This is a genomic window from Streptomyces sp., from assembly GCF_031178505.1.
Taxonomy (GTDB): Bacteria; Actinomycetota; Actinomycetes; order Streptomycetales; family Streptomycetaceae; genus Streptomyces; species Streptomyces gulbargensis.
In genome coordinates, this window is the sequence record NZ_JAPSIW010000667.1 from 1 (window position 1) to 3,938 (window position 3,938).

3 protein-coding genes and 1 pseudogene are annotated in these 3,938 nt (G+C 74.5%); 2 read left to right on the top strand and 2 right to left on the bottom strand.

The window, feature by feature from the left end; all coding sequences use genetic code 11:
• Both RIF68_RS30125 and RIF68_RS30130 read left to right on the top strand, forming a co-directional pair.
• Positions 1 to 320: ROK family protein (locus RIF68_RS30125; protein WP_309054442.1), on the top strand; the 320-nt coding region annotated here is incomplete at its 5' end.
• Between the two features lie 344 nt (positions 321 to 664).
• Positions 665 to 2,293: a cellulase family glycosylhydrolase gene (locus tag RIF68_RS30130; protein WP_309054443.1), complete on the top strand. Its 1,629-nt coding sequence runs from the start codon at positions 665 to 667 to the stop codon at positions 2,291 to 2,293.
• 66 nt (positions 2,294 to 2,359) lie between these two features.
• On the opposite strand, the gene RIF68_RS30135 is transcribed toward RIF68_RS30130, so the two are convergent.
• Positions 2,360 to 3,400: a LacI family DNA-binding transcriptional regulator gene (locus RIF68_RS30135; protein WP_309054444.1), complete on the bottom strand. Its 1,041-nt coding sequence runs from the start codon at positions 3,398 to 3,400 to the stop codon at positions 2,360 to 2,362.
• A pseudogene (locus RIF68_RS30140) lies at positions 3,397 to 3,938 on the bottom strand (glycoside hydrolase family 2 protein); the annotation flags it as partial. The pseudogene RIF68_RS30140 and the gene RIF68_RS30135, both read right to left, overlap by 4 nt.

Here is a 3,938-nt window from a genome sequence, read left to right on the forward strand (position 1 = left end):
CCCTGGCCGCCGCGATCGCGGCCACGGCGGCCCTGGTCGAGCTCGACCTCGTGGTGATCGGCGGCGGCGTGGCGCAGTCCGGTGAGACGCTCTTCGGACCGCTCCGTCGCCACCTCGCCGACCACGCCGTCCTCGCCTTCACCCGGGACCTGACGGTCGCGCCGGCGGCACTCGCCCTCGACGCCGGGCTGATCGGAGCGGCGGCCGCCGCCGGAGCGGCCGGTCCGCCCCGCGAGGCCCTTCCCGCGGAAACGGCTCCCGAAGGTCCCTTCCCCCGCCCGGCGGCCGAGCCCGCGGCGGAAAGGAACATGCTCACTTAACCGGTTATGTTCCGGCTGTTGTTTTCCTCTCCTTCCCCCTCTAGCCTCGTCATCGGTCGCCGGCCCCGCGCGTCCTCCCCGCCACCCACGCGAGGAGAGAAGGCGAACCCTGGCCGGCCGTCCTTTCTCCCGCCACCCGGTGAAAGAGCCGCAGCACCACACCGGGCGGTGGGAGCCTCCGGCTCCCCTCGCCGCGCCCATCGGCGCGCCGTCCCAGGGGGCCGGCCGCACCGCACCCTCCATGTCAGGCAGGCCCGCACGCCCCGGCCCGCGTACGTCCGGCAGGCCCACGCCCCGGCGCGCACGTCCCGGGCGGTCGAGCCACCGAGTTGGGAGCACCCCACATGAAGAGAACATCGGCCCTCGCGGCGGGAGCACTGCTCGCCGTCGCCGCCACGACGCTCACCACCCCCGCCACGGCCCGCACGGCGGAGGCGCCCGCCCCCGGCTTCCACGTCTCGGACGGCCGCCTCCTCGACGCCAACGGCACCGACTTCGTCCTCCGGGGCGTCAACCACGCCCACACCTGGTATCCCGCCACGACGGCCAAGGCCCTCCGCGATCTCAAGGCGCTCGGCGCGAACTCGGCCCGCGTCGTACTCAGCACCGGCGACCGCTGGACGAAGAACGACACCGCCGACGTCGCGAACGTCGTCGCCGGGTGCAAGGCGAACCGGCTCGTCTGCGTCCTGGAGGCCCACGACACCACCGGCTACGGCGAACAGGCCGGCGCCGTCTCCCTCTCCGAGGCCGTCGACTACTGGCTGGAGGTCGCCGACGCGCTCAAGGGCCAGGAGAAGTACGTCATCGTGAACCTCGGCAACGAACCGCACGGCAACACCGGGCACAGCGCCTGGACCGAGGACACCAAGAACGCCCTCACCCGCATGCGCGCCGCCGGCTTCGACCACACGCTGATGGTGGACGCCCCCAACTGGGGCCAGGACTGGTCGAACACCATGCGGGACGACGCGCCGGCGGTGTTCGCCGCCGACCCCGACCGCAACACGGTCTTCTCCGTCCACATGTACGGCGTGTACGACACGGCCGCCGAGGTGCAGGCCTACCTGAACAGCTTCGTCACCCGCCGACTCCCCGTCGTGGTCGGCGAGTTCGGCCACGACCACTCGGACGGCAACCCCGACGAGGACGCCATCATGGCCGCCGCACGGCACCTCGGCCTCGGCTACCTCGGCTGGTCGTGGAGCGGCAACGGCGGGGGAGTGGAGTACCTCGACCTCGCCACCGGCTTCGACCCGGCCCGCCTCACCCCCTGGGGAGAGCGCCTGTTCCACGGCGCCGACGGCATCCGGCAGACCTCCCGCGAGGCGAGTGTCTACGGGGACACCGGGGGTACCGACACCCGTCCGCCGTCCGCCCCCGGCACACCCACGGCGTCCGACGTGACCGCCACCGGCGCCCGGCTGACCTGGCCCGCCGCCACCGACGACACCGGCGTCACCGGCTACGACGTCGTCCGCCTCGACGGCACGAGGGAGACCGCCGTCACCAGCACCACGGCGACCGGCGCCACGCTCACCGGTCTGACGCCCTCGACGACCCACACCTTCGCCGTGTACGCGCGCGACGCCGCCGGCAACCGCTCGCCCCGCTCCGCCGCCGTCACCCTCACCACCGCCCCCGGACCCGCCACCGGCACCTGCGCCGTCGCCTACCGGCTCCAGGACTGGGGAACCGGCTTCAACGCCGACGTCACCGTGCGCAACACCGGAACCCAGGCCATCAGGGGCTGGCGGCTCGACTTCGCCTTCCCCGGCGGCCAGACGGTCCAGTCCGCCTGGAACGCCAAGGTCGTCCAGAACGGCAACCAGGTGTCCGCCACCCACGAGCCCTGGACCGAGACCATCCCGCCCGGCGGCAGCGTGAGCTTCGGCCTGAGCGCCTCGTCCACCGGCGGCAACGGCGTCCCCGCCACCTTCACCCTCAACGGCGTGGCCTGCGCCAGGAACTGACCGCTCGGCCCGGCAGCGCCCGGCACGGGAGGGGCCGTACCCCGACCGGGGTACGGCCCCTCCCGCTCACACACCGCGCGCCGGCCGGGGCGGGCCCGTGGATCCGCGTGGGGTCAGGGACGGCGTCGGCACCTGGAGCGCCCCGCTCCGCGTCCCCTCGATCACCTCGAAGAGGGCCCGCGCGACCTCCTGGCCGAAGCGGTGCACGTCATGGCTCATGGCCGACAGGGGCGGGTGCGTGAGCCGGCACAGCTGCGAGTCGTCCCAGGCCAGCAGCGACACGTCGTCGGGCACGGCGAGCCCCATCTCCGCGGCCACGGCGGCGCCCGCCACGGCCATGATGTCGTTGTCGTACACGATGGCGGTCGGACGGTCCCGTGCCATCAGCAGCCCGCGGGTCGCCCGGGCCCCCTCCTCGCCCGCGAATCCCGTCGCCACCTGCCGGCGGCCGTCGAGGCCCAGCTCCGCCATGGTGGCCTCGAAGGCCCGCGCCCGGATCGCGCTGTGCCCGAGCCCCGCGGGGCCCCCGACCCGGGCGATCCGCCGGTGGCCGAGCGCCGCCAGGTAGCGCACCGCGTCCGCGGCCGCCGTGGCGTCGTCCGTCCACACCGAGGGAAAACCCCCGGTCAGCGACGGATGTCCGACGGCGACCGCGGGCAGCCCGAGCGCCCGCAGCGCGGGGATCCGGGGATCCTCCTGGTGGAAGTCCACCAGGATCCCGCCCCCGATCGTTCTGCCGCGCCACCACTCCTCGTACACGGCGACCTCCTCGCCGAGGTCCCTGACCAGCCGGAGCAGCAGCGCGTGCGCCCGCTCCGTCAGGACGCTCTCGATCCCCGAGACGAACTCCATGTAGAAGGGCTCGAGTCCGAGCAGGCGGGCCGGCCGGCAGATCACCAGGCCCACGATGCCGGCCCGCCGGCCGGAGAGGCTCCGCGCCGACTGGTGCGGAGCCCATCCCAGCTCCCGGGCGACCTGGAAGATCCGCTCCCGGGTCGCCCGGGAGACCCCCGGGCGGTCGTTGAACGCCATCGACACGGCGCCCTTGGACACCCCGGCCCGGGCCGCCACGTCGTTGATGGTGACGCGAGGAGCGGGAGCGCTCACCGAGGGGCCACGCAGAACAGGGCCGCACGGACCTGCTCGAGGGTGACGTCCCCGCAGCCGCTCACCCGGATCCTGGCCTCCTCCCCGGGAAGCAGGGTCAGCAGCCCCCGGTCCGCCGTCGCCCCGGCGCCGAGCCGGTCGGCCTGCAGGAGGAGATCCCTCACCAGGGTCCGCGCCGTCACCACCACGTCGAAGGGTGTGGCCTGTCCGGCACGGGTCCCCGCGTCACCGTCCGCGCCGGCCACGGTCTCCAGCCGGAGGCCGTAGTCGGCCGGCGGATAGGCGAACTCCCGGTCGGTGACGGGGAAGTGCACCGCGCGCAGGCCGTCCGCGTCGACCACGAGGAACTCCTCGGCCGACCCGGGCGCGGGCAGCAGCTCCGTCGGGAGAACCGGCCGGGCGACCGACCGTGGCGCGACCTCCACCGGGATGCCGGCCTTCGCCAGGACGGTGCCGTCCGCGCGCAGCCGGCGCACTCCGACGGTCGTGTGCCAGGGCGTGCCCGCCTGGTTGTCGACGGCGAGCACCGGGCCGTCCT

What these genes read in the sequence shown, in the direction of transcription:
- RIF68_RS30130 (WP_309054443.1), top strand. Translation starts at nt 665, where the DNA reads ATGAAGAGAACATCGGCCCTCGCGGCGGGAGCACTGCTCGCCGTCGCC.